This window comes from Paenibacillus sp. NPDC058898, from assembly GCF_049316025.1.
In the GTDB taxonomy this organism is placed as follows: Bacteria; Bacillota; Bacilli; order Paenibacillales; family Paenibacillaceae; genus Paenibacillus_AQ.
Map to the genome: position 1 here is coordinate 40,817 of NZ_JBMOSM010000007.1, position 25,557 is coordinate 66,373.

23 protein-coding genes and 1 other annotated feature are annotated in these 25,557 nt (G+C 46.9%); of the genes, 4 read left to right on the plus strand and 19 right to left on the minus strand.

Annotation, left to right across the window (positions count from 1 at the left end):
* Positions 1–25: 25 nt before the first annotated feature.
* From hisC to ACOZB4_RS19350, 13 genes are all read right to left on the minus strand, one after another.
* Positions 26–1,153, minus strand: a complete 1,128-nt coding sequence (gene hisC, locus ACOZB4_RS19290; protein ID WP_379405077.1) for a histidinol-phosphate transaminase — start codon at positions 1,151–1,153, stop codon at positions 26–28.
* A gap of 215 nt (positions 1,154–1,368) precedes the next feature.
* On the minus strand, positions 1,369–2,955 hold the full coding sequence (locus ACOZB4_RS19295; protein WP_379405075.1) for an alkaline phosphatase family protein: 1,587 nt from the start codon (positions 2,953–2,955) through the stop codon (positions 1,369–1,371).
* 138 nt (positions 2,956–3,093) lie between these two features.
* The gene (locus tag ACOZB4_RS19300) at positions 3,094–4,317 is read right to left on the minus strand and encodes an MFS transporter (protein ID WP_379405073.1); all 1,224 of its coding nucleotides are present in this window, start codon (positions 4,315–4,317) and stop codon (positions 3,094–3,096) included.
* A 26-nt stretch (positions 4,318–4,343) separates the two neighbouring features.
* Positions 4,344–4,757, minus strand: a complete 414-nt coding sequence (locus ACOZB4_RS19305; protein WP_379405071.1) for a hypothetical protein — start codon at positions 4,755–4,757, stop codon at positions 4,344–4,346.
* A gap of 110 nt (positions 4,758–4,867) precedes the next feature.
* A complete protein-coding gene (locus ACOZB4_RS19310) occupies positions 4,868–7,375 on the minus strand; it encodes a WG repeat-containing protein (RefSeq protein ID WP_379405069.1) in 2,508 nt (835 codons plus the stop codon).
* A gap of 176 nt (positions 7,376–7,551) precedes the next feature.
* Positions 7,552–8,013 carry a DUF2269 family protein gene (locus ACOZB4_RS19315; protein ID WP_379405067.1) on the minus strand — a complete coding sequence of 154 codons (462 nt, stop codon included), beginning with the start codon at positions 8,011–8,013 and terminating at the stop codon, positions 7,552–7,554.
* On the minus strand, positions 8,010–8,636 hold the full coding sequence (locus ACOZB4_RS19320) for a TetR/AcrR family transcriptional regulator (protein WP_379405065.1): 627 nt from the start codon (positions 8,634–8,636) through the stop codon (positions 8,010–8,012). The genes ACOZB4_RS19315 and ACOZB4_RS19320 overlap by 4 nt, the downstream gene beginning before the upstream one ends.
* Positions 8,637–8,662: 26 nt before the next feature.
* Positions 8,663–9,115: a DoxX family protein gene (locus ACOZB4_RS19325; RefSeq protein ID WP_379405063.1), complete on the minus strand. Its 453-nt coding sequence runs from the start codon at positions 9,113–9,115 to the stop codon at positions 8,663–8,665.
* Between the two features lie 185 nt (positions 9,116–9,300).
* The gene (locus ACOZB4_RS19330; RefSeq protein ID WP_379405061.1) at positions 9,301–10,548 is read right to left on the minus strand and encodes an MDR family MFS transporter; all 1,248 of its coding nucleotides are present in this window, start codon (positions 10,546–10,548) and stop codon (positions 9,301–9,303) included.
* Positions 10,549–10,890: 342 nt separating this feature from the next.
* A complete protein-coding gene (locus tag ACOZB4_RS19335; RefSeq protein WP_098743647.1) occupies positions 10,891–11,295 on the minus strand; it encodes an NUDIX hydrolase in 405 nt (134 codons plus the stop codon).
* Entirely contained in the window at positions 11,292–11,786 is a 495-nt protein-coding gene (locus tag ACOZB4_RS19340) for a DMT family transporter (RefSeq protein WP_379405059.1), read from the minus strand. The genes ACOZB4_RS19335 and ACOZB4_RS19340 overlap by 4 nt, the downstream gene beginning before the upstream one ends.
* A gap of 39 nt (positions 11,787–11,825) precedes the next feature.
* Positions 11,826–12,527, minus strand: coding sequence for a Crp/Fnr family transcriptional regulator (locus ACOZB4_RS19345; RefSeq protein WP_098743642.1), 702 nt, complete (start codon positions 12,525–12,527; stop codon positions 11,826–11,828).
* Positions 12,528–12,578: 51 nt separating this feature from the next.
* Positions 12,579–13,004, minus strand: a complete 426-nt coding sequence (locus ACOZB4_RS19350) for a DMT family transporter (RefSeq protein WP_071224242.1) — start codon at positions 13,002–13,004, stop codon at positions 12,579–12,581.
* Between the two features lie 355 nt (positions 13,005–13,359).
* On the opposite strand from ACOZB4_RS19350, the gene ACOZB4_RS19355 reads away from it, so the two are divergent.
* The gene (locus ACOZB4_RS19355) at positions 13,360–14,223 is read left to right on the plus strand and encodes a pentapeptide repeat-containing protein (RefSeq protein ID WP_379405056.1); all 864 of its coding nucleotides are present in this window, start codon (positions 13,360–13,362) and stop codon (positions 14,221–14,223) included.
* 140 nt (positions 14,224–14,363) lie between these two features.
* On the opposite strand, the gene ACOZB4_RS19360 is transcribed toward ACOZB4_RS19355, so the two are convergent.
* From ACOZB4_RS19360 to ACOZB4_RS19375, 4 genes are all read right to left on the minus strand, one after another.
* On the minus strand, positions 14,364–16,052 hold the full coding sequence (locus tag ACOZB4_RS19360) for a glutamine--tRNA ligase/YqeY domain fusion protein (protein WP_379405054.1): 1,689 nt from the start codon (positions 16,050–16,052) through the stop codon (positions 14,364–14,366).
* Between the two features lie 78 nt (positions 16,053–16,130).
* Positions 16,131–16,389, minus strand: a binding site (T-box leader).
* 87 nt (positions 16,390–16,476) lie between these two features.
* Positions 16,477–16,965 (minus strand): translation initiation factor IF-3, encoded by a 489-nt coding sequence (gene infC, locus ACOZB4_RS19365; RefSeq protein WP_379405052.1) that lies wholly within the window; start codon positions 16,963–16,965, stop codon positions 16,477–16,479.
* Positions 16,966–17,006: 41 nt separating this feature from the next.
* Positions 17,007–17,771 (minus strand): metallophosphoesterase family protein, encoded by a 765-nt coding sequence (locus tag ACOZB4_RS19370; protein ID WP_379405050.1) that lies wholly within the window; start codon positions 17,769–17,771, stop codon positions 17,007–17,009.
* Between the two features lie 236 nt (positions 17,772–18,007).
* A complete protein-coding gene (locus ACOZB4_RS19375) occupies positions 18,008–18,451 on the minus strand; it encodes a GNAT family N-acetyltransferase (protein WP_379405048.1) in 444 nt (147 codons plus the stop codon).
* A 282-nt stretch (positions 18,452–18,733) separates the two neighbouring features.
* Here ACOZB4_RS19375 and ACOZB4_RS19380 point away from each other — a divergent pair, with 282 nt between their 5' ends.
* Positions 18,734–20,680 (plus strand): GTP-binding protein, encoded by a 1,947-nt coding sequence (locus tag ACOZB4_RS19380; protein ID WP_379405046.1) that lies wholly within the window; start codon positions 18,734–18,736, stop codon positions 20,678–20,680.
* A 225-nt stretch (positions 20,681–20,905) separates the two neighbouring features.
* The gene (locus ACOZB4_RS19385; protein WP_379405044.1) at positions 20,906–21,775 is read left to right on the plus strand and encodes a cation diffusion facilitator family transporter; all 870 of its coding nucleotides are present in this window, start codon (positions 20,906–20,908) and stop codon (positions 21,773–21,775) included.
* Positions 21,776–21,863: 88 nt separating this feature from the next.
* On the opposite strand, the gene ACOZB4_RS19390 is transcribed toward ACOZB4_RS19385, so the two are convergent.
* Together ACOZB4_RS19390 and ACOZB4_RS19395 are read right to left on the minus strand one after the other, a co-directional pair.
* On the minus strand, positions 21,864–22,631 hold the full coding sequence (locus tag ACOZB4_RS19390; protein WP_379405611.1) for an inositol monophosphatase family protein: 768 nt from the start codon (positions 22,629–22,631) through the stop codon (positions 21,864–21,866).
* 184 nt (positions 22,632–22,815) lie between these two features.
* Positions 22,816–23,670: an MBL fold metallo-hydrolase gene (locus ACOZB4_RS19395; protein WP_379405042.1), complete on the minus strand. Its 855-nt coding sequence runs from the start codon at positions 23,668–23,670 to the stop codon at positions 22,816–22,818.
* Between the two features lie 447 nt (positions 23,671–24,117).
* Between ACOZB4_RS19395 and ACOZB4_RS19400 the strand changes: the two genes are divergently transcribed.
* A complete protein-coding gene (locus ACOZB4_RS19400) occupies positions 24,118–25,545 on the plus strand; it encodes a PQQ-dependent sugar dehydrogenase (RefSeq protein ID WP_379405040.1) in 1,428 nt (475 codons plus the stop codon).
* The last annotated feature ends 12 nt before the right edge of the window (positions 25,546–25,557 follow it).

Consider the following 25,557-nt stretch of genomic DNA (forward strand, 5'->3'; position numbering starts at 1 on the left):
TTAACACTTTATACTTACCATAAGGTTACGTGGTATGCACTAAGATTTCACCTAAAGCATCAAGGAATCCTTGATTTTCTTCCGCCGTCCCTACGGAAATCCGAATATGCCTAGGCAGTCCCCAACCTTTGGCGGACCTGACGATAATCCCCCACTCCAGCAGCTTGTGGTATATAATGTCTGCATGTTCTCCAAGCTCCGCCAGAATGAAATTGCTCATGCTCTCGTAGTAAGGAATCGCTAACCGACTCAGTCCCTCATAGATTTGCTGTCTGCCTTGTTCATTCATCCGGCATGATGCCTGGACGTGCTCCCCATCTCCAAGTGCAGCCAATGCCGCCGCTTGTGCCAGCGCATTGACATTAAAGGGCTCCTTAACCTGAAGCAATGTGCGGATGATGCTTTCCGAAGCAGCGCCATAGCCGACGCGAATACCCGCAAGACCGTAGATTTTGGAGAAGGTGTTCAGGGTGATGACCGGATATCCCAGCTTGATGAAATCGATCCCGTCCGAGTAATCAGGGGCTGTCGCGTAATGACGATATGCTGTATCGATTACAACCAGCACGCGAGTTGGAAGACGGTCCAGAAGATTTTTCATTTCAAGTTCGGGAATGTAGGTGCCTGTTGGATTATTGGGAGTACATAGATATACGATTTTGGTTCGTTCCGTAACCACGGACAATATATCCTCCGCAGAGAAGGCATATTGCTCACGCAGCGGTACCCTTATGACCGTACCAGACATAAGAAAAGCACCAAACTCATATTCGCTGAATGTCGGATCAGGAACGATAACCTCGTCACCAGGCTCCAGGTACGCCCGAGAAATCAGCATGATCAGCTCATCGCCGCCGTTTGTCACAATGAATTGATTCGCTGCCAACCCCAAGTGCTCGCCAAGCGCTTGTGTAAGACCTGATGAACGCTCGTCGGGATAACGGTGTAAATCAGGCAGCTGTTCCTGAATGGCTTGCAATGCTTTAGGCGAGGGACCGAGTGAATTTTCATTGGAAGCTAATTTGATGACGCGATCCAAGCCGTATTCCTGCTGCACTTCCCAGATTGGCTTACCTGCCGTGTAAGGCTTCAACCGTCCTAATGCCTGCCGCGGTGTTATTTGCAGCTCTTTATCTTCCCCTGCTTGATTCAATATGTTCTCCCTCCGTTGCCATGTATTTATGTGTATTTATCTTCTACACTTCACCATCGAGAAGCCGAAGTTACATCATATTATAACGGTAAAGTTCAAATAAATCGCTACGAAAAAGGCACCCTTTTCCATAAAATCGAAAAAGTGTGCCTAATATCTTGCAAATTTCACAACAATGGCATAGTCATGGAACATGACTGAATCGCCTTTGCAAATTATTTTGTCTTCTGAACGTGATTCGTCAACAGATCAAGTAAATAGGCTTTTAGATCAACCATTCGTAGATTTGCAGGCTTTTCGTTAGTTCCCGCAATGATAAGTGGCACAAGCGACTCCATTTGGCGAATCGAGCCGTGGCCCCCGCCCCCCGCATGCGTCGGAGAGCTCCGGTCCGCCAATTCGTATCCCGGTTTAGCCGTCACGACCAAAAATTCTCCTTTATGAGAATTCAGCGAACCGGACAACCTCTCCAGCACATCGGGATACTGTCCGTAATCCAAGGTTCGATGATCGGCATTCAATTTAAGATCCAGCACCTCGGCATCCTGCTTCACGGTCCACGTTTGTTTATAGCGATCGATCAGGTTACCTTTCGCCTTATATCGGAGTTCCTTCGAAGTGGATCCTTGAAGAGCATGAATCCATCCGTTTTCTTTCCAAGCAACAAAATCGATGCGGTCATCCTTGCTCAGGATATCCGCTAAGCTTCGCAGAGAACGACTAGGCTTGAAATTATATACATAAGCCATCGTTTCATTGACTGCGAGGGCGACCTCGGTTTCCGCTTTCACCTCTTCACCCGGCTTTAGAACAGAGATGCCTTTCAGCATAGCGGGCATATCAATCTCCGAACGTTGTTCCGCTGGAAGAAGCTGTGTCATGCCGCTGTCACCAGCGATGACAAAAATCGCTTCGTTGAACGCTTTTTCCGGCGATCCGAAGGCATTTAATACGGCCCGGAGCTGCTGATCCACTTTTTTGACGCCTTCGAGCTCTGACGGACCTTTTTTATGAAGCTTCTGGTCCAGGTCCGGTAAATAAACATACAAAAAATCCGGCAGCTTGTTGGCTCGAATCAGATAATTCACGGCTTCGATTGCATACTTATTGTTCAGCCCCATCCGATCTGTGAGATCGTCAGGCAGATTCTTGGTATCTTTAGGGCCTTCCAGGGGATTCGACAAGGCTCCCAGAGTTAAAAAATCCGGACCTTTGACTTTTATGTGTTTCGGCAGGGAAGTCGGACCTTGAATCCAATCCGGGATCGTCAGCGTATGCTCGGTCGGTCCCCGATATATCAAGCCGTTAATCGACCCTGATTTCAAGCCAATGCGGGCTAATTCTTCGTAAATCGTAGGTGAATCCGGATTTAAATGTTTCCCGTTCAAATGGATTAATGCATCAGTCAGAACCGGATTGATGCCTTGCTTGAGGATTTCCATCGGCCCTGTTCCGTAGTTGATCATCTTCTTATCGTCGGAAGAATACCATAGGAGACCTGGTACACCATGCCCATTCGGATATTTTCCCGTCAACATCGTGCTGTCAATCGTGACAGACATTGTAGGAAAAGAGCTGACCAGATCCTTGTAATATTGTCCATGTTCGATCAAATATTGAAAGGTGGGCAGCTGTTTTTGAGAAATGCCCTTATCAATCGCCTGTGCCATTAAGGAGTCGACCATCAGGAATATGACTTTCTTATGTGTAGGACCTTGTTCGGATTTAACCCGCAGCAAATCCTGTTCGCCAGGTTTTTGATGTCGGCATCCCATTACCATGATCAGTACAAGGGACAGCATTACGAGGATCATCCTGTTTATTCGCATTTTCACATTCACCACCTTAGTACATTTTGTCGCTAAAGTGGAAACGTCATTCGAGGGATATTTTGCATATTACGATGATCCATTTATGTTCAAATATGATGTTCGCCGGTTCTAATCAAGCCTCGCTTTCCTGCTATGATAAAGGATCCGGTTCACTTTCTCGGAGCTGAGCAGCATGATCAGGGCAAACAACAGAATGACGACGGGGAATAAACCTATCGATATTTGAGCCGCAACGATACCAAACAGTGGGGGTAAGATCGTGGTGCCGGTATAGGCAACAGCCATCTGATAACCCATGATTCTGGATGATTGAGCTTTGCCGAAGCGGGCTGGCGTTTCATGCAGCAAACAAGGGAATATGGGTGCAAGCCCGAGTCCGATAACAATGAGTCCGATGAGAGAAAGATAGGAATGCAGCGGCAGCAACAACAGGACTGCACCGATAATAGCCGTCACTTGTCCAGCACGGATGAGCGTCCGATTGTTCAGCCTCAGCGTTACGAATCCTGTAATGAATCGGCCGAATGTGATGCCTCCATAATACATAGACACCCATACTGCTGCTGTTTCCGGGGACAGATCTCGGGTTCCTACAAGAAAGCTCGCTCCCCATAAACCGACGGTCGCTTCCACTCCGCAATAGAACAAAAACGCCAACAGGGTTATCTTTACCCCTCTAATTTGGAGCGGTTTTCCGTGCTTCTGGACAATGGCTTCATCGCTGTTCGTTGATTCATTTCCCGTTTGTTCTTCAATCATGCCTTCGGGCTGCCGATGCTGACTTGCCACGATCCTCCAGAGTGGGAGCGTGAGCAGCAGGATGAAGACCAGAACGAACTGCAGCATGGATACGGTATAATATCCGTCTCTCCATGCACCGTTAGTACCCATGGAATAGGACATGATAATCGGTCCTAATGTTGCGCCTACGCCCCAGAAGCAGTGCAGCCAGCTCATATGGTGGGCCTTATAATGGTTTGCCACATAATGGTTCAGCCCCGTATCGACGGCCCCTGCGCCTAAACCCAGCGGAATCGCCAGCAGAATAAGCCAGAACAGCGATGGTGCATACGCAAAACCGAGCAGCGCACTCGCTGTCAACAAACAGCTGACAAGCGTAACCATACCCGTCCCGAAGCGTTCGATCACGCTCCCGCTAATCAAGCTGGATACAATCGTACCTCCGGTTACGACCATGGATAGCAATCCTGCGGATTCGAAGGCAGCACCGATATCCGGCTGCATGGCCGGCCAGGCGACCCCGAGCAAGGAATCCGGAAGCCCTAAACTGATAAAGGCCAAATAAATAATAAGAAGAAAAAATGTTACCACAAATAAGGGTCCTTTCTACGTCGTGATCATTCAGGCAATGGAATTATATAGGAAGTGATCTCCTCAATTTTGGCAGCTTTAGCGCTGCTGCTGAACCGGTATACGTTACAAAATGCCAAGCGCTTCCGGTCATCGAATACAAGGATTCCTTCCGCTGCACCGGTGCTGCCATGCGTTATCAGATGATGAATATGCAGTTCGGCTGTCTTGCCATACTTCACCTGACATAACGATTCAATCACTTGATCCTTCCCATGGACGATTCTTTCCCCAACGTAATTCATCTGAATCCCATCCGTGAAATTCTCATTCATAAATTGTGCGTCCATGCCAGCCAAAGCGATGTGGAGTTTCTTCAGCAACTCCTTCTTCGGTGCGTTCCCGCAATCCTCCTCGCATGTGATAAGAAAATCTTCTTTGCCTGCAACACCATCTGCCATAACCAAACCTCCTTCCAGTTGCCGTATGTAAGGGGAGTTTTCATCTATTCTAAACCTTGTTCGGTCATATGGAAAGATTCGGCACGGCTTCAATTCTATAAGATGAAAGGTTAGGAATGAAACGCCCTCCAGAACTCACCCTCGGTATCGATGATGTCCTTGATCTGTGCAAAAGGAATCGTGAACGTCGGAAATCCCGCTGCATAAGGGGCGATCTCATACGGTGCATACACTAGATGAAGGGCGTCCTCGGTTACATAGAAGGGTTGGTTTGCTGCAATTCCCTTATAACTATCCGGGAATACGTACGAATACTGCGGATCCTTTTGAATCTGCTCGCCAACGATGCGGCTGAGCTCCTTCACATAATCGCTGCCCGGCTTAAACAAGTCCTTCAATTCATACATCCTGCCGTTCTCCAGATTGATAATGGCATATACCTTCGTTGGCATGCCGTGTGCGGCACCAGAGGGATAGTTATAACCGTTCAACTCCAGTTCAAGCAGTTTCTGCTTGTAGAAAATGACGTCAAAATCGCCTGTATACGTATAATCAAGCTGTTGATTCGGAGGAATGAATTTCACCTGTGACATTTCTTTAAGCTTCGTATTCAGCGTGTGCTGAGCTGCTTGATCCCTCATTCCATCGATCTGTGGATAATAGACTAAGTAGTCCGGATTGGGTTTGTACTTTTCTTCCATTACCTTACTAGGAGGATGCAGCGGGATCACCGTGTTCTGCTTCCATATGACATGACCCGACCGTTCCAGGTAAGACAGACGCTGATCAACCAGGGCCTTAATCAACCCTCCTGCTTCCAGCGTAAGCGCACCGCTGCCGTTCACTTGGGGATACCCCGGCGCCGGTCTGCCGGTTCGATCAATAAAATACGTCTGTTTCGCATCATAAACCGAGGCCAATCCATGCTTGTAATCAGAAACTTCCCGATATACAAAATCAGATAACCTCTTTCCGTCCCAATCTGCAATGGCATACATCGAACCAATATACGGCTGTTCAGGATTAATCGCACGCCCAAGCGCAAACCGGTCTTCATTCAAGTCCCGGATATCGTTATATTCCGGCTGGATTACCCACTCGCCCTGCTTATTAATGACGCCATACTTCGACTTGTAATCTTCTGCCGTGTTAACGATCGCTCTGTCATGATGAAAAGAAAATGCCGAAGTATAGGTCGGCGGAATGACGATGTTCCCCTGCTCATCGATATATCCGTATTTGCCAGTGCTATCCTTCTGAAAGGCCAGCAAGCCATCGCCAGGCGGTCCGACGTAGGCGAACGGATAATTGGCCAATCGGCGTCCATAGAGATCAATGAGCGCGTAAAGATTGTCTTTTATTTTCACAACAGCTTTGCCATTGACAAAATCATTCGCTTCCTCATATTGCGCCGGGATCACCTCTTGGCCCGCGGAATCGAGGTAGCCGTATCGGCTGTTCGCTCCATCTCCACTGCCATTATCAGTTACATAATAAACCGCCCTTCCTTCTCGAAGCCCTGCTATATACGGAAATCCTCGTCGTGTCAGCACTTCCCCTTGTTCGTTAATCATCTTAAAACCTTGATCATCGATCACGGTCGCTCGATGCTCCGAGAACGGGCTGATGGACTGATATATAGGCTTCACTACGAAACGGTCAGACCTGTCAATGAGGCCATACTTACCGTTCACGCCTACGATCGCAAGACCATTGTCCTGAAAATCCTGTGCATCATCATACTTCGGTTGAATGACCATCCTTCCGCTGCGATCAATGTATCCCCACTTCGTTCCGTCCGTCGTCTTCACGGATGCCGGAAATAACCCGACATGTTGCTGCGGCTGTCCTCTGCTTGCAAGCATCTCCTTGATCCGCTTCTCAAGTTCAAGCAGCGTTTCACGCGCCGGGTAAGGTTCGGTGAACGTGAGTGCTTTGCGGACCGACACAAGGGCCGCCTCCGGCATCCCGGCCCGATATTGTGCATCCGCGAGGTAATACCAATAATAAGAATAATCCGGATGTTCTTGCGTCAGGCTCTCGTAGTACCTTACAACGACAGGGAAATAATAGGGGTATACATCCGGTGCAGTCACTAACGCCCCTTGGCTCCATCTGACGACCTCGACTCGATAAGCTTCGCCTGTATCGTGAATCCAAAGCGCGATTTCAGCCTGACCATCCGGACCCGAAGCACCCGGCATATCCGCAATATCGATATAACTGTAATATATATCAGCAGGTGCGATATCTTGAAGGCCCTCTGGCGTCCAAGCGTAGATCGACAATTTTGACCAGATGGAACCGAGCTGCCAACCTACGATTAATTGATTCATACTTGGGTTCAACACAGGGGCCGCCGTCAATGAAGTAACCCCATACCCCTGCCCCAAGACGTTGGCAACGACCTCATGTCCGCCATTGCGGTAAAGCAGCACAAATAAATAAAGCTCATGATTCAATCGGGACACACCGACAATCTCTGGGATGTGATCTCCCGTGATGTCGACTGCGACAACTGCAGGATGTTCTGCATGCCTATCGATTCGTACAAGTTCAGCACCGTGCGGCAGATAGGCCATAGCGATTTGTGCTAGCTGCTGATCATTAACGGACATTTGGGCACCCTCCCTTATTCAGAGCTTTCTCGCCTAATCGTATGCAGACGATGGTTAAATATGCACCTGCGGGCGGGGCGGAGAGCATTTCTTAAGTCCCATGCTTCCATTGGCGGATGACCGCAAAACAAAAAAACGGCCTGATCACGTTAGGCAATCAGATCGTTCTCTTCGCTTCAAAATGGTTTGCTGACCATGAAATACAAAATAACGACCGGCAGCAGCGTGGCTATCGTCCCGCCTACCGCCCAATACGCCGAAGCTCTTTTATAACCTGCTGTAATGACCCCATCCCTAATGGATTGTTTACTATGCCGAATCATCCCTTTTTGCAGCGGAATCAATAAACCAGCCCACAGGATCCCCGTCATACCAAACAGAATCAATGAAGCCATCAGCCAGCTCATTCCGCCCATTCCATATCCGGCTTGAACAGCCATTACAACGCCTGAAATGATGATCAGCAGCAAACCTGGCAGGGTAAATACCATATCGGCTAACATGACATTCATAACCGTGTTATGGATTTCTGCCGGATCCCCTTTCAGATCAGCTCTTACTTTCCAGAATGCCGCCGTAATGATATTGCCGAGGAATAACACACATCCGGCGATGTGCAGAAATAACCACAATGTCATAAGCCATCCTTCCCCTCTTCCCGGTGCCCGGGCCGAAGAATATCGATGATGAAATCCGCATATTCCTTTGTGCCGAATACATGACTATTTACGCCGATTAGTCCCCGCATCCGCAGTCCGAACGACAACAGCTCAAACAGCTCTGCCGTCCGTTCCGCATCGATGGTTTCCGGTATGACCCCCGCTTCCTGGCCTGTAACAATCCATTTCTTCGAAGTCGCTGTAGCTTCTCTATAGAAGCCAGCCACAATGTCGGCGATTTCGGGCTGATCGCTTTTGCCAATAAGGTACATTAAGATCAGGTTGCTCACATCGTCACGGCTTTCCAGTCTCGACATGCTGTTGGTAATGGTATTCATCGGTCCTTCAAACTGTTTAATGTCCCCTTGCTTGTTCACTTCACTCATGAACTGCTCGTTCTGCTCGGCAAGCTTAGCTCGTAATACTTGCACAAACAGCTCATCCTTACTTGAAACATAATGAAATATGGCCCCTTTGGACAAGCCCGAACGCTTCATGATGTCATTAAGGGTGGTTTGGCTGCAGCCTTGCTCCCTTATCAATTCTTCCGTGGCTTCAAGCAGTATTCGCTTGGTTTGCTCTCGCCTTTCTTCCTGCTTCATCTAATAACTCCTCCTTGATAAGTTGGTTACCCCTGAGGCGGAAGCCAGCCCGCCATGAGAACTGCGGCCAGGAAAACGATTTGCAGAACCGTTCTCAGCCCGATTGGAGTGACCGGCTTGCCGCCAAGTGACAAATGGCGATTCGCTGCGTATACATTGGCAGGAAACATGGCTATCAGCATCAGTGCGAGACCTGTAGATGCCAAGGCTGTGGTAGCCGGAATCAGGATGAAAATAGCGCCCGCAATCTCCAGCAGCCCGGTGAAGGTAACCATGAACGGGGCATTCGGTATTCCCGGGGGGATCATGGCGATTAGATCGGGTCGTCGTTTTCCCCAGTGGGCAGAAGCCGTTACCAAAAACATGACCGCAACCGCAAACCTGAGCGAAATGACCCAGTCATTTACATACTCCCAGCCTGTGAAGCCCAGCGTCCGAAACAAAAGTAGCGAAACCATCATCGCGACAAATGGGATCATCAACCTCACCAACCTTCCGAATTTCATAACCTCATTATATATACCGACCATCGGTTTGTAAATTGAGAACTCCAAATTTATTCCTTTAGAGACTTCAGGCACATTCAGTATCTTATTAAAAAAGAGAGCAAGCGTGCGGCTGTGTTACAACCTGGCTTGCCCTCTACTCTCATAACATAGGTCAGCTATGCTGCGCTTTTTTCTTCTACATACATTCGAAATAGCAGGATATACAGCGCCACGCTGATTAATGCCGATAGCAAGATGATACTGAATATACCCATAGGCGGCAGCCAAGTGGACAGAAATACCGTCATCGGAGCCAGAAATCTTCCGATCGTAAACTGTAAGCTGTCAGCTCCCATATACTGTCCTCTTGCATGCTCTGGAGCATAACGGCTAATAAAGCTTTGCGTCACTGGGGAACGAGCCATTTCGCCGAAAGTAAAAATAATGGTTACAAAGAATAAGAACCAGATGTTCGTATTCAGTCCGAGTGCAAAAGTACCTACTCCGGATAACAAGGAAGATAGTATGAATACATCACGCTCCTTCCAATTCCGAAACCACTTGGTGACTGGCAGAATAAAGAGAACAAACAAGAGACCGTTGAGCCCCAGCACCCACCCTAATATCTCTGTGCTCGATAGCATAAGCGAATGTCCGTTCCAGGAGAACAGCGCCTGGGATGGTACATAATCGATCACATATACCGCCAAATACAGATCCAGCTGCATGATCGCCACAAGGGCAAAAATCCCCGCCAGTATGTACACCAGAAACACTTTATCTCGAAAAATGATGCCATATCCATTCCACTGTTCCTTGAATACCTGAAGAATCGACCCCGTTGCCTTTACACTTTGGGCAGGCCCCGGTAGGGTTTCATGAACGATGAAGTAAATCGCGATGAAATAGATCAGCAATACGAAGGAACATGACCACAGAAGCTCTTGCCGATACTGAAAAAAGAAAATGGCTCCAAGTGCCGGACCAAGCACGGCACCCAAGTTGTTCGCTGTCGTAAACGTTGCAAATACTTGCCTCCTTTCTTGAACCGGAACCAGATCGGCTACCATCGCGGAGCTGGCAGGTCTATAGATGGCTCCCCCGAATCCGATGCCGATAAAAGCGGCATAATCGATCCAGTGCGAAGGCGATAACGCGAACATCGCAAACATGACCGTCTGCAGCGACGCGCCAAGCAGCATGATGGGGCGACGTCCCAGCCGATCGGCTAAAGCACCGCCGAGCAAGCTGCCTATAATGCTGAATATCGGAGGAACCGTCATGAGGATTCCCGCGATATGATTGCCTAAAGCCGCTCCGAAATAAACCGTTATGAAGGGGAAGTACATCCAAAACAGCATATTGAACAGCGCTTCACCCAATAATCGAACCTTTAAATTGTTATCCCATAATCGTATTTGCACAAGACTCCCTCTCTCTATGTCGCAGCAGCACAAAAGTTAAAAAACGAACGATATATCACGTCTCCCGGCCGGGTATTACAAACTATAAAACATTTCCCTGGCAAAATATAGACTTATAATGAGCGCTGAGCTATACTAATAATATGAAAGCCGAATATCGCCCGATTCAATTTAGATGACCCACAAAACGAACATTTGTTCTAAATATGAAAGACGCTCCCGTGGGAGCGTCTTTTTTCGGAGCATGGATGTATTGATTTATCCTTCCGTTGGACCAGCATGGATATTGAATACGCTCGTTAGGTTGGCAGCCTGGACGCAGGATACTTTTCCCAATGGGGCTTAGTCAGCCAGCTTCTTCAATTCATGCAAATGATCGAAGATCATCTGGCAAACCTCAGAGACCCGCTCCCGATCCTTATACGTTAACCAAGCCAATTCTTCGATCTCCGAAGCCGGGCTTAGCTCTCCTTCAAACTCCGCTGTGTAACAGGACATCGTTACTCGAACACCCTCCGATTTGCCGTGAGCGCCAGCCCGGAAGCTGCCTGCATTCGCTGCGGTCTCCGGTTTGATCCGAACGGACAGCTCCTCCTTGATTTCCCGCACCAGCGTGTCGATATCGGATTCTCCCGGTTCCCGTTTTCCTCCCGGCAGATAGTACGTATCCTTTCCTTTGGAACGAGCGCCCAATATGCGTCCATCCGCGATATGGATCCAGGCGATCTTGTCAATCTCCGTTATCATATGGATTCCTCCCCTTTCATGTAAACTTCATGCTTAGCCGTCCCTTGTTGTTCCCGTTTCCCGCCTAATTTAAATACCAGTATCCCCCCGACAATCACAAGAACACCGATCAGCTGATTCATGGTAAACGGAACCTTCTCTAACCCTAACCATCCCAAGGAGTCCCACAACAGCGCGAAGCCGAGCTGCGAGGTCATGACAACCGAAATGGCGAATGTGGCACCCAGAAGCCTTGTCGCTTGAACCAGGCAAATCACCACGCCGACCCCAATCAACCCGCTAATCCAGTACCAAGGCTGCATGTTTTGAAGGGTGAACGTCCCCTTGCCTTCTACAGCAAGACTCATGCCGAACGAAGCCACGAAGCCCATGCCTAGCACCAACGTCGTTGTAGACCAGGAGCCTGTTTTCTCATTAACTCTATTATTGAAAATGTTCTGCAAACTAACCAATGAACCTGCGATTAGTGCCAATACCAATCCTGCTAACATGCTCCTTCTCCTTCCTTCATGTTTCATCATCACCGTGTGTTATTCTTCGTAAATATTGCCTCCGGCTACACGCGTTAACGCATCCCGATCTTTAATCAGAATGTACCCTTTGTGACGCTCGATCAGTCCTTCCTGACTGAATTTCAGAATCACCCGATTTAAATGCCGATAGCTGGTTCCAAGTAAATTCGCGATATCGGTCAGGTTGAACGCGGCCGGGTTATTGGTAGCGAACGTATCCGACTCCCCCTCCGACACGGACAATAAATAGCTCGCCAGTCGTACCTCCACCGGATGCAGCAAATTGAAACTCAAGAAATTGGATTTAATATAAAATTTCCGCGTAATGATCCGCAGTAAAAATTGAAGCAGCGGCGGATGCTCCTGTCCATATTTGCGAAGCCAGCGATAATGCACGCCGATCATATAGACAGGCGATACGGCCTGTACCGTATTGATCAACGGATTGCCTTGAATGTATTCAATATCTCCGATCACCTCAAGCGGTGTTTTGAAAGATAGCACAAGCGCTTTACCTTCCGCAGAGGTCGTGAAGATTTTAATCTTCCCTTGAACCAGGATGTACAGCATCTCGGCCGGCTCGCCTTGCGTGCAGACGATATCGCCCTGATCATAGTGATATAACACCAGATAAGGCATTAAATCATCGTGAAATACGGACTGGATCTGGTTGCTCAGCAAAAAATGCTGCATGAGCTCCGCATTATGAATTTCCTTCACGTCCCTCTCTCCTTTCCCGAACACTCCATCTCAAGAACCGCTTGGTTCCAATCATAATTTGATAATAACAACACCGGCGATCATCATCCCGATCCCGATGAATTGAGGCAAGCTCATTCTCTTTTTCACCACGCCGAACCATCCGTTGCTATCAATCAGGAACGTTAAGAATAACTGGGCGATCAATAACGCGGATATCGTTAATGTGACACCGATGTTCTGAATCGCTGTCACCTCACTGAATATAATGGGTGCCCCCAAGGCTCCACCGATCAGATACAGCGGCTTTACTTGTCCAAATCCTTGCCTGCTTCCGTCGCGGACGAACAGAAGAATAATGAGTGCCATAATAAATCCGGTCAACTGCGTAACCGTAGCAGCTTGCCAGGTGCCCATATCCTGACTAATTCGGGCATTGGCCACTCCTTGCAGCGTAATACAGGCACCGCCAATGAATGCAAATAAGATTCCTCTCACGATACATACTCCTTCTTCTATAGGTCTGTATACTATTAAAAGTGAATTCCCCAAACTCAGGAAAGGACATATGTCCTAAAATGAAGAGAATTCCAAATCAAGCGATGACCAAAGACACGAATATCATTATATACTATCGGTTGGCTTGGCATGTAACATACAAAAAGCTGCCGGAATTTCCTTGGCAGCTTAAGGTGCATTATAGCATCTGGGGTTTCTGATGTTATCCCTTCACAAGGTATAAAACCATTTAAACCAAGATTGCATCTATGACTCTATGATCATTTTGTTTTAAAATATAACTAGATGTCACTTTATTGACGTAACACCGACTGGAAGGAGCTCCTCTAACATTATGCTAGACAAACAAGAACAAGTCCCCGATGAACAGGACGGATTACAATTACAAGCAGATTGCGAACGCTGCTTTGGATTATGCTGTGTCGCTTTACCCTTCGCCGCCTCCACGGATTTTGCCATGGACAAAGACGGCGAAACCCCTTGCCACCATCTGCAATCCGACTTCCGCTGCGGTGTGCACAGCAGCTTGAGGCAGCGAGGTATGAGAGGCTGCACCGTTTACGACTGCTTCGGAGCAGGTCAAATGGTTTCACAGATTACCTATAACGGTCGCGACTGGCGGCAGGCCCCTGAGACTGCAAAAGAAATGTTTGACGTATTCCCGATCATGCGACAGCTTCACGAGCTGTTATGGTATCTGAACGAAGCCCTGACTTTGCAACCGGCTCAAGACATTCATACCGATCTGAGATTGTCGCTGCAAGAGACGAGTCGATTGACTCAGCTTCCTCCCGAATCCCTGTTACAGCTGGATGTGGCAGCTCATCGGGCAGAAGTGAATCAGCTGCTTCTCCGAACCAGTGAACTTGTGCGAGATGATGCGCGCAAGAAGCATAAAGGGCCACCCGTGCGTCAAAAGATCGGGGGGCGCGGTGCTGACCTAATGGGAGCAAAGCTTAAGGGAGCAGACCTGAGATACGCCAATCTGAGAGGCGCTTATCTCATTGCCGCAGACCTCAGAGGGGCCGATCTGCGTGCTGCCGATCTGATCGGTGCCGATTTCAGGGACGCAGACCTTAGGGGGGCCAATCTAGCGACCAGCCTCTTCCTTACTCAATTCCAGGTTAACGCAGCGAGAGGAGACGCCAGCACCCAACTGCCTCCATCCTTATCTCGACCGGGACATTGGACGCGTTAACGCTCAATATGGGTGGAAGAGATGATGATTTACTAAAAACACTAAAAAGCCGGCAGCTAACTTGCTCCCGGCTTTTTGGTATTAGCCAAATGCTTCATACTCAACGACTTTAAGCACTTTGGGGTTATAGCAACTGTATATTATGTTCGGATCGGCTTCTTCCATGAATCCTTCAAAGGAACAATACGGTTAAACACCAGCCTGTGTTCTGTCGTATATTTGGAATCCACGCAGAAATATCCGTGTCTGATGAATTGGTACGTACGGTTCATCGTCGCTTTCAGCATGGAAGGCTCCAGTATGGCGTTTTCGATTCGAATCAACGATTCGGGATTCATCAGATCCTTCCAAACGTTATCCGATTCTGATAACTCGGCTGATTCCTTCAGCAGCTTATCATACAAGTGAAGTTCCGCCGGAATCCCGTGCTTCGCAGACACCCAATGCAGCGTTGCTTTCACCTTCCGCTCATTAAATCCGCTCCCGCTCTTCGTTAGTGGATCATACGTGCAGTGGATCTCCATGATTTCCCCCGTTGCTGGGTCTTTCACGACATGTTCGCATTGGATGAAGTAGGCTCCTTTCAAACGCACTTCCTTGCCAGGGGATAACCGGTGAAATCCGGGAACGGGCTCCTCCATAAAATCCTCTTGTTCGATGTACAACTCTCGTGAAAAAGGAACCTCCCGCTCACCCAATGTTTCGTCACTTTCATGATTCGGTATGACAAGCATCTCGGTGCAATCTTCTGAAAGATTCGTGATGATCACCTTCAGCGGCCTCATGACGGCCATCGCGTTATAACACCGTTCCTTCAAGTCTTGACGGATATAATGATCGAGCATGCCCGAGTCCACCAGGCTGTTGCCGCGAAACACCCCGATTTCTCCCAGGAAACGACGGATACCCTCAGGTGTCACACCTCGCCGCCGTAATCCTTTTAACGTAGGTAGTCTGGGGTCATCCCATCCGTCGACAAAACCTCCCTCCACCAACTCCCTCAGGTATCGTTTGCTCGTAACGTATCCCGAGATATTCAATCTTCCGAATTCCCGCTGCTTCGGAGGCTCCGTCACTTCCAGTTCCGTAAGCACCCACTCGTATAACGGGCGATGATCTTTAAACTCGGCTGAGCATAACGAATGGGTAATTCCTTCGATCCAGTCCTGGATCGGATGGGCAAAATCGTACATCGGATATACACACCACGTTGTTCCCGTACGGTAATGCTCCGCATGAATGATACGATACAGGACTGGATCTCTCAGGTTCATGTTAGGGGAAGACATATCGATTTTGGCTCGGAGTACTTTTTCCGATGGTTGAAATGCCCCTGCGATCATTTGCTCAAATAACGCCAAATTCTCCTCAATGCTGCGCTCCCGAAAAGGGCTATTGATTCCAGCTTCTGTCAGCGTCCCCCGGTATTCCGTCATTTGTTCAGGCGTGAGATCACAGACGTAAGCCTTCCCTTTAGCTATGAGTTTCTTTGCCGCTTCAGCGATTTGATGCGCATAATCCGACCCGAAATAAACGTCCGGCTTAAGTCCGAGCCACTCGATATCCTCCTGAATCGCATGCACGTATTTGATATCTTCCTTCAGTGGATTCGTATCGTCGAATCGAAGATTGAAAGTCCCATGGAACCGGCTGGCGATGGAATGATTGATGTAAATCGCATAGGCGCTGCCGATATGCAGATAACCGTTGGGCTCCGGCGGAAATCGCGTAGCCACTGGCCTGTGGTACACGCTGTTATCTACATCCTCTTTGATCATCTTGGTCAAAAAATCCACCGTTTCTTCTGCCTTGTTTTTGTTCTCGCTCATACCTGACTCCTCCTTACGTTGATTTTTTTTGCCGTAACTCCGTAAAAAACAAAAAAATCCCGTCTCCAAGACATAAGTCTTGGGGACGAGATTGGTTTCGCGGTGCCACCCCTATTTGCCGATATCTCACGATACCAGCCTTATCAGGTACGGCCATCACGCGATCGCTTATACCCTAGCTCTGTAACAGGAGCCCCTGTCGCACCATCCCTTATCCATAAGTTCCGATGCGCCGCTCAGAGACTTGGTTCAATGAATGGCTTCCAACTCCTTTTCAGCTTACCGGAGCTCTCTGTGGGGATTCCTGTTCATCTACTCTTCTCTTCATGGCGTTTACAATTTGATCCATAGTATCATCTAAATATAAAAAAGTAAACCATGGAACCTCACTAAAATGAAACGCCTGAATATGCGTTCCGTCAGCTTAGATCGGCAGCAGCTTCACGGTAGCCTGCTTGCCGCTGACCTGAATGCCCGTCTCCTTCTTGCCTACCTCAGCCAGATCCTGAACGAGTCGCTCAAGCAGCTTGCGGGCGGCTTCGCCCTCCTTGCCTTGAATGCGAATAACGGGCTGGACAGCTTTGCCCGCTTCCAGCAGCTTATGCATTTGCGACAGCTTGGTGTCATAATCATGCTCTTCAATATGTACAGACAAGCGGAATTCCTTTACTTTCACCGGACTTGATGAAGCTGTCTGGCCTTTCTTCTCTTTCACGGCCTCCTGCTTCGCCTGCCCCCGGCTGACGAGCTTGCAGGGCGGGGGACTGCTGAATAGCGAGGTACACACCAAATCGGCTTTGTGACTTTTCGCCAGCGCAAGCGCCTCATCCCTGGAGACGACTCCCAGATCTTCGCCGTTTAGGCCGGTCAGCTCTACTTCGCGAGCTTTTATCTTTTCATTCATAATTAACATGGTGGATAGATCCTCCTATCGAGAGTATGTATTCGTTTATTTTATTGCTCTTCCTCTACGTTCACATCATTGTGCATGAACCGAACAATATGCGTTCGATATTCCTGCTCTTCCGTGATTTCCAGGCAGTTAAGCTGTTTACCGTACACGCACGCTCCATCGATACCGATTTTGTCCCCTTCTTCACAGAACCAAATCCCCTCCGAATCATGCAAGTTCATGGCCGGCGTATGCCCGAACACCACGGTTTTGTTAAGGCCTGTTGGATAATTATAGAACGGATCGCGAATCCAGATGAAATCATGATGAGTCTGCAACTTCCAGTCATCAACACCCGGATTGATTCCTGCATGCACGAATATGTGAGTGTCTGTTTCATAATAGAGAGCCAGCGTATCTAGAAAAGATAGATGATGCTCGAACTTTTTTTTAATATAGGCTTTACCTTCGTTATATCTGGTGCGATCCATTTCACCCTCAAAAAAATCGGCGCAGCAGTAGCTTTCAATCGTATGTCGAGCTCCATTGCGAATCCAGCGTGAGTTCACTTCATCCGTATCAAGCAAAATGGCATCCAGCATCATCTGATCATGATTCCCCCGAAGAGTGATGGCACCTTCATCCCGCAGTTCCATCACTTGCTCAATGACTTCCCTGCTTCTTAATCCGCGATCCACATAATCCCCGAGCAAGATCAGCTTGTCCTTATCAGGATTGTACTGCACGTCAGACAATAACTGATTGAATTCCTCGTAGCAGCCATGAATGTCGCTAATCGCTAATATTCGAATCGTAGTCCCCTCCATTCCGAGCAACTTTGCTATTTAGGTATAATAGCATATTCTCCTTCATATCAACACGCACTTGAATTCGGAGCCACGCCTTGTGAGGAACCAAACTTCCTTTCTCTTGGCAAACCTCCGCTTTTGGAGAAAATACTCGTGTACAGTCCAAATTCATCCGCCTCCGCAAAGAATGGAGCTAAAAAGCCATGCGTTCTGCCATAGGAAATGGTTGAATGCACGGCTTTTCTATTTATAGCCTAATTTATAAAACGATATTTAGCCATCACGTCTCCCCAGGGGGCATACCCGGCTTCTTTAAATCCAATTTCGGAATATAGCCTTTTTGCACGCTCATTCTCGGGTTTGTAACATAGCATAACATCGTCCGTTGTATCCGGCGAGGTCCGAATCTCCTCGAGAACCAAACGAATCGCGGGTTTAGCATAATGCAGTCCCTGAAACTTACCATCGATCATAAACCGGTATATCCAGTAGTTATCATCGTGCGGGTGCAGACCATACATTACAAATCCGATCATCTCTTCATCATGGTAGATCGCACGCGTTTCGAAGCCCTCCATGAATTGAGCTTCCGCTATTGAATATAGATTGGGGGCAATCCACTTCTCCTGTTCAGGTCTCGGTTTAAGACGAATGCAATCCTCCCAATTGTCCTTATCTATGGCATGAAGTGTTATCAAATGCAAGACTCCTTCATATATGGTGTATGCTTTTATCCTAATCCAATGCCGACCATTTTTCACGGTATTAAATATGTAAATTCAAATATGACGCTGCACGTTGTCAAATAGAGAACAAGATAATGAATGACTATAAGCATTTATTACATATTCCGATTATCTCTTAATGGATAAACTAGAAGTAACTTTATTTTTCATGGAGGCGATTCTTTATGCGGCAAATCAACTATAACAACCAACGGAAAGGACAACTAACAATGAAACGAATGAGGGTTATTATATATGAAGAAAATATTGAATATTGGGGTTTTGGCCCATGTTGATGCCGGTAAAACCACACTAACGGAGCAAATCCTGTTTAAATCCGGAATTATTGATCAAGCGGGCTCCGTTGACCAAGGCAATACCATCACGGATTCGCTGGACATTGAACGCAGACGAGGCATCACGATAAAGTCCGCTGCGGTATCGTTCATGCTGGGCGATCTAAAAATCAACTTGATCGATACGCCGGGACATGCCGATTTCATCTCGGAGGTCGAGCATTCACTAAGTGTGCTGGATGGCGTCATTCTGGTTATTTCCGCGGTTGAGGGCGTACAGGCCCAGACGCGGGTGCTCATGCAAACACTGAAAGAACAAGGGATTCCCACCGTTCTATTCATGAACAAGATCGATCGAATGGGCGCGAATTACGAGAAAGTCTCTACCATGATACGTAATCTGCTGGATGAACATATTTGCGAGATGAGCTCTGTAACTCAGGAAGGCAGCGCAGCCGTTCGGGTGGATGTGGCCGATCCCCATAACGCCGGGTGGGTCGAAATGTTGGCACTGACCAATGACGATCTGCTGAACGACTATGCTCAGGATATTCCCATATCTCGCGAACGGTTGCAGGAGGAATTACACAGGCAAACCCAGCAAGGTAAAGTATACCCCCTTTTTGCAGGATCAGCAGCCAAAGGGATCAGCATCGAGCCGCTGCTTCTTGCGCTTGGTGAATGTTTCCCCATTAATGACGCCTCGGAGCTTCAGCATGAATCGTTATCCGGCTTGGTGTTCAAAGTCATCAAACTTCCGAATGGGGAACGTAACGTCTACCTCCGGCTGTTCGCCGGCAGTATCCAGGCACGTGATGAGATTAAGGTGATCACGCAGAACGGAAACACCACCACGTTCAAGGTGAAACACCTACATGCTCTGGATGATGGCAAATCCATTCCGGTGAATCAGATCGATGCCGGTGACATTGCGATTCTCATTACTGATGAACTCAAGGTGGGCGACGTCATCGGTGCTGTATCCGACAGGATGAAGCGGGTCCATTTTCAGAAGCCGCCGATACAAGTCCAAGTGTCAGCCAAGAATCCTGCGGAGGAGCATCAACTTTACACTGCCTTAAGCGATCTTACTGAAGAGGATCCGTTCCTGCAATATATCCAGGATCCAAATACCAAGGAACATATCATCCACGTATTCGGCAAAGTCCAGCAAGAAATTCTGCTGGAAACGATCCAGCAGCAATACGGCATCGAAGCTGTATTTTCAGCTCCGCGGGTCATTTGTATCGAGAAACCTGTTGCGATGGGAGAGGCTGTTGAATATATGGGCGAGTGTCCTTTTTATGCAACGGTTGGCTTACGAGTCGAACCTGGCGAGAGAGGAACTGGACTTCACTATCGACTGGAAGTGGAGCTGGGCTCCCTCCCCTTATCCTTTCAGAAAGCGATTAAAGATACCGTGATTGAGGTGCTGCAAGAGGGACTGTATGGATGGTCCGTGACCGATATTATGGTGACGCTGACGCATACCGGCTACGCAAGTCCGGTATCGACGGCAAAGGATTTTCGCAGTCTGACCCCGCTCGTCCTCATGGCTGCGCTCAACATAGCCGGAACGGAAGTATATGAGCCCATAAACGTGATCCAATTCATTCTGCCGGAAACCAGTTTGAGCAAAGCGTTATCCAGATTGGCGGCACTGGAAGGGACCTATCAGGAACCCACATTCCACAACCATGCCGTCCACATTCATGGTACCATCCCCGTGCGGACGACCGACTTGCTGAAAGCCGAAGTCCATTCTCTAACAAGCGGTGAGGGCATGCTCTCCGTAAAACCAGGAGGCTACGTGAAGGTGCAAGCCACCGTCCCTGTGAATAAACGGAGACAAGTCAACCCGCTAAATCGTGGTGAATATATGCTTCATTTGAACAAGATCATGTAAGAACATATGTATCAATCCATAGCGGTGCCGAGAGATGATCTCGCCCGCTATTTTGATGTGCTTAAAATCCTAGCGTCACTCTATCTTTCTTAGTCTGGTGCAACTCTTTTTGCCCCTTGTCACTTATTAAGTGATAGGAAAAAACGTTGCTCTAGACCCACCCCTGCTCTGCTTGGTAATATAGTCAGGTACTATTTTTTGGGTGTGCGGAAGGAGTCGGCTAGTTTGGAACAACAACGTTATCATGATTTAAAATTGGGTGAAAAAGGTGCCATCATCAGTATCATTGCTTATATCTGTTTATCTGCAATTAAATTATTGATAGGGTATACCGCGAACTCCGAGGCCCTACGGGCGGACGGTTTAAATAATGCTACAGATATCGTGGCGTCCATTGCTGTATTGATCGGACTGCGATTATCGCAAAAACCTGCGGACCGGGATCATCCATACGGTCACTGGAAAGCGGAAACGGTAGCCTCCTTGATCGCCTCCTTTATTATGATGGCCGTCGGGATCCAGGTCTTGTTCGGGGCCGTCTCTTCCATGTTTGAAGGAAACCATGAATCTCCTGATCTTATATCCGCATGGACCGGCATTGTCTGCGCCATTGTGATGTACTTGGTCTACCGATATAACAAGCGCCTGGCCGCCAAAGTAAACAGTCAAGCCGTAATGGCAGCGGCAAAGGACAATCTCTCGGATGCCTGGGTAAGCATCGGTACGGTTGTGGGTATCATCGGCGCTCAATTTCATCTCCCGTGGCTCGATCCGCTTACCGCCGTACTGGTAGGCTTCCTGATATGTAAAACCGCTTGGGATATATTCCGCGATGCCTCTCATCATTTAACCGATGGCTTCGATGAAAACATTGTCAAAGACTACAAAGAAACCGTAAAACAAGTGGTTGGCGTTAAGGGTGTCAAGGACATTCGGGCAAGGAATTATGGCAGCAACACGGTTGTCGACATCGTCATCCTGGTCAGGTCGAATCTGGATATCCGGGTCGCCCATGATATTTCTGAGCAGGTGGAACACGAGCTAAAAGAAACACACGGGGTTTATGACGTACATGTTCATATAGAACCGAGTTAAACCTGCAACATTACCAAGTGATATAACCAACAAAGAAGGTCCGGCTACAATCCTATGGCCGGACCTTTCAAGCGTTTTTAAATAATAGTTAAACTCGTGAACGAAGCAATGAAAGAAGCTCTTCATATATAGCAGGATTAGCGCAAACTATTTCTTCTCCATATAATTCAGGAGGATAACCCGACGGCACCACACCGACATGGCCAGTAATTGCTCCAGCTTCACGAGCGATGAGACCTGCTGCTGCGACATCCCATGAAGCTAAGCTTTCTGTATGTGCGTCTAGTCGTCCGGATGCCACATAACAGATATCTATTGTCGGAGCAGCGAAACGTCGGATGTCTCTACAATGAGTAGTTAAGAGATTAACTCTTGCAAGAGCCGGATGTACTTTTTCTTTATCATGCGGGAAACCAGTACCGATAATCGAGTCTGACAAGGATCCGGATCGAGGAACTTGAAGTTCTTTACCATTACAAAAAGCACCTTTTCCTCGAATTCCTACGTAGGTAACACCCAAATCAGGAGCATACACAACCCCTGCCCAAACCATGCCATCAACTGCAATGGCTGCAGAAACAGCAAAATGAGGAAGGCGATGTGCATAGTTTACCGTTCCGTCCAAAGGATCAATAATCCAATGAGGACCTTCAAAGTTATCCTTAGTCCCATATCCATCGGTGTTTTCTTCGGAAAGAATACCATGTTCCGGGTAAGCACTAGTAATTGCCTCACGAATAATCTGGTCAGAAGCAAAATCTGCAGAAGTTACAAGTTCCCCTGCATTTTTATATGTAACTTCGATAAGAGACTGAGTTTGTAATTTCGTGATTTTTTTCCCGGCTAAGCGAACTATCTTTTCTAGACGCTATCAACGGAATAACTCAATTCAAATATTTAAGTTCGTTATGTTATATTTTGGCATTTCTCGCCTACAATGGAAAAGAAAAAGACCGCCCTGGCTAGGAGAACGGTCTTTTTCCGACCATCTTACGTGATCGACTACTCTTTATGTGGTTAACTATACTTAGTTGTGTTCCTTATTTCTTCTGTGATTTTAATATTTCATCATTAACAAACGCCTTTAAGAAGAAAAGCTCATCTCCTTGAGGGGTTCGATGATTCTCTTTCTCAAAATACTCTATGCATTGATCTAATGATGTTGAATTGGCGGCTCTACTACTTAAGGTAAGATCTTCCCAAAATTGATTCATCTCATCGAGATCACAAATGGATTCATGACCAAGTAAGAAATGACTCGCATCATATTTTTGAATATCTTCGATCATCGGCATTAATTGAGAATTTTTATAATGAAATAATGAATTTGTAGTTGTACCATAAACACTATCACCTAAGAAGATGACTTTTTCATCCGGTATATAAACAACCGTTGAATCATCCGTGTGCGTACTTCTAATTGTTTCAATCATACAAGTTTTGTTACCCAAATCAATATGGAGAGATCCTTTGAAAACGATGTCTGGAGCGTTCAATTTGAATGACTCTCTCTCCGGTATTTCCTTCTGTATAATTTCCTTACATTGTGAAGACATATTATTAGATTCTACATAGGCATTGAGAGAAACATCATCATACGAATAACTTCTCCAAACATTCATTTTTTGATGGGTTAAATCATTAACAATGATCGTTGCATTATATTCATTCATCCCTAAGAAATGATCCCAATGAGCATGCGTTATGACCAAATATTTAATAGGGGGAACATGTAGCTTATTTATTTCATGTAAAAACTCTCTCGCATGTTGAATGGAATTCCCACCATCTACGACAAGGCTATATGTATCTCCGCAAACTAGCCCTAAGGTCGGTCTTTCTTTATCATTTTGGTTAGATAAATAATAGATCGATTCACTTAATTTATTTAACATGTTCAATCTCCTCTTCATTAAGCTTTAATAGTAAAGAGAAAATCTGCATGCTATTTTAAATAAAACATTATAGATTTTCTCATATTATTTTTTTACCAATGGAATCACCTCCCTATTCTATTAATCATCCACATTTATGCGCTTCTTACCTATAAAAAGATTTAGACCGCCCTCTCTACGGTAACGGTTTATTTCGACCACCCACTTAGCGGCCGACTGCTCGTTATGCAGTTATGGTGCTCAGGAGTCGTGTTCACGCGCGGCTAACTTACATATTCTTACTTCAGTATATCTCATTTTATAAACGATGTTATAGATATTCATTGTAAAGTTTTATTTTATTCATATTCGACCTGTTACTCCTTTTCGTTATCCGCTCTCCCGGAATAATAAACGGTTCTAATCATAAGCTTATAAAAGAAAGCCAAAAGAGGAGGGTTAAGTGAATTGACGAAAGTTAAAGTTAGTTTACGGCCCATTGTTAGCAAGCTAAATTTACCCACGGTGTTGAAAACTACGATTCTTCCGGGCGACTCCATCGAAAGATTATTTATTGCAACCCAAGTAGGAGAGATCTTTTACATAGGAAACGGAGTTATAGAGACTTTCTTAGATATTCGCCCACGAATCTTGAAACTAGGTGGTTCTAGCGGCGGATATGACGAACGGGGTTTGCTAGGACTAGCATTTCATCCTCAATTTTATTATAATCGTCTGTTTTATCTCCACTATTCAGTAGCTGGAACCCAAGGTCCAGGAGCTCTTCCAGGTGCTCCTCCTGAATCTTTTAAGCCGAACCCGTGCGATGCTAGCACCTTAAACCTGAAGTGGGAAAATAGAGAACATCAATACGATCATATCGATACAGTCGAAGAATGGATTCTGCAATCGAATGGCCAACCTCAAATAAGGCGGACATTACTTAACCTCAGGAGGCCGTTTTTAAACCATAACGGTGTCAATAGCTTAAACTTTTCCCCTGAAACAGGAAGGCTTGTTTTGACAACCGGTGATGGCGGATCAGGCTATGATCCGTTTAATTTAAGCCAAGACGATATGGAAATCGCAGGTAAAATCATCGAAATTGATGTCGTTAAGAATACGTTTATCGATAATCCGCCCGTAGTTACGCGCTTTAATGAACTGCCCGTACCCATTCAGGAAACGCTTACGGTAATAGCCAAAGGCGTTCGCAATATACCCGGCATTTCATTTCAAAGGTTTTATAATCAGTATATTAAATATGTGGGCAATGTCGGACAGGATCTTGTAGAATCGATTTTTTCGTTCGTTCATTATAAACCGATACCGGTTACTCAGCTTATTCAAGCTTCTTTAATGAAAACGGAGCCTGACCATGAAGGATTTATTAACTTGGGCTGGCGCGGGTGGGAAGGTGCTTTTCCGACTTCAATCATAACCGGCTGCTCGGTAAATCCAGCTTTGAACGAGAAAACCATTGCTTATTACGATGAAGCCGTAAAAACTTCCGCACAGCGTCTTCAGCCTCTGACAAGTTATTTTCATGAAGATTCCCGAACTGATAAGTTTAGAGCAACTGCACTTACAGGAGTACAGCCCTATATGGGAAATGAAATCCCCTCTTTATCAGGAAACGTTGTGTTTACCGATCTCGCTCAAGGGAATGAATCTCAACTTCCCGTTAGAGGAGTCTTAGCTTATACCAAGATGAGAACGGATTGTAAGCTACATGATTTTCATGTTATTGAAACCGATTATCCGTTTGGATCTCGATCCGCATATTATGTTAGTTTGGGAACGAATCTGAATCAAACCAGACTCTATTTAGGGGTTTATGGCTCAATGAAAGTGGCTGATGCTAACCAAGGTACCGTTTTTGAAATTGTTCCATGATTCATAACGAAG

Bases quoted from the DNA above. Each gene is read 5' to 3' on its own strand.
- ACOZB4_RS19355 (WP_379405056.1), top strand. From the start codon at position 13,360: ATGCTAGACAAACAAGAACAAGTCCCCGATGAACAGGACGGATTACAA.
- ACOZB4_RS19295 (WP_379405075.1), bottom strand. From the start codon at position 2,955: ATGCTGTCCCTTGTACTGATCATGGTAATGGGATGCCGACATCAAAAA.
- ACOZB4_RS19320 (WP_379405065.1), bottom strand. From the start codon at position 8,636: ATGAAGCAGGAAGAAAGGCGAGAGCAAACCAAGCGAATACTGCTTGAA.
- ACOZB4_RS19335 (WP_098743647.1), bottom strand. From the start codon at position 11,295: ATGATAACGGAGATTGACAAGATCGCCTGGATCCATATCGCGGATGGA.
- ACOZB4_RS19360 (WP_379405054.1), bottom strand. From the start codon at position 16,052: ATGAGCGAGAACAAAAACAAGGCAGAAGAAACGGTGGATTTTTTGACC.
- ACOZB4_RS19380 (WP_379405046.1), top strand. From the start codon at position 18,734: ATGAAGAAAATATTGAATATTGGGGTTTTGGCCCATGTTGATGCCGGT.
- ACOZB4_RS19395 (WP_379405042.1), bottom strand. From the start codon at position 23,670: ATGTTAAATAAATTAAGTGAATCGATCTATTATTTATCTAACCAAAAT.
- infC (WP_379405052.1), bottom strand. From the start codon at position 16,965: ATGTTAATTATGAATGAAAAGATAAAAGCTCGCGAAGTAGAGCTGACC.
- ACOZB4_RS19370 (WP_379405050.1), bottom strand. From the start codon at position 17,771: ATGGAGGGGACTACGATTCGAATATTAGCGATTAGCGACATTCATGGC.
- ACOZB4_RS19315 (WP_379405067.1), bottom strand. From the start codon at position 8,013: ATGACATTGTGGTTATTTCTGCACATCGCCGGATGTGTGTTATTCCTC.
- ACOZB4_RS19310 (WP_379405069.1), bottom strand. From the start codon at position 7,375: ATGTCCGTTAATGATCAGCAGCTAGCACAAATCGCTATGGCCTATCTG.
- ACOZB4_RS19305 (WP_379405071.1), bottom strand. From the start codon at position 4,757: ATGGCAGATGGTGTTGCAGGCAAAGAAGATTTTCTTATCACATGCGAG.
- ACOZB4_RS19340 (WP_379405059.1), bottom strand. From the start codon at position 11,786: ATGTTAGCAGGATTGGTATTGGCACTAATCGCAGGTTCATTGGTTAGT.
- ACOZB4_RS19325 (WP_379405063.1), bottom strand. From the start codon at position 9,115: ATGATCCCATTTGTCGCGATGATGGTTTCGCTACTTTTGTTTCGGACG.